Origin of the sequence: Mycolicibacterium agri (genome assembly GCF_002553505.1) — a bacterium.
Classification (GTDB): domain Bacteria; phylum Actinomycetota; class Actinomycetes; order Mycobacteriales; family Mycobacteriaceae; genus Mycobacterium; species Mycobacterium agri.
In genome coordinates this window covers 1-357 of the sequence record NZ_PDCP01000260.1, presented here as the reverse complement: position 1 = coordinate 357, position 357 = coordinate 1, and the positions used below count along the sequence as shown (strand labels likewise).

Annotated in this window: 1 tRNA gene; it reads right to left on the bottom strand. The window is 63.0% G+C overall.

The features are described from left to right. Positions 1-80: 80 nt before the first annotated feature. Positions 81-154, bottom strand: a tRNA-Pro gene (locus CQY20_RS34085). Between the last annotated feature and the right edge of the window lie 203 nt (positions 155-357).

The window sequence follows — 357 nt, the reverse complement described above, 5'->3', positions numbered from 1 at the left end:
CACCCAAAGGCCCCAAACGGAAAAAACCGCAGACCTAAAGCAGGTCCACGGCTATTCCGATGTCTTGAGACATCACAGCGTCGGGCTGACAGGATTTGAACCTGCGACCACTTGACCCCCAGTCAAGTGCGCTACCAAACTGCGCCACAGCCCGGTGCCGTCGAGATGCTTCGGCGGCAGCACGAGAGCCTACCGCAGCGCTGCCACACAAGCCCAACCGCCGCGACTGTGTCGTTGCGTACGCGCCGGCGGCGTGTCGCGTACGACACCCCACACGGGCGCGGCTAGGAGCCTGCTGAATTAATCCCGCGTGGCGGGCGTGGTTCTGCTGGGGTTTTCGGGATGATTGACGGGTGC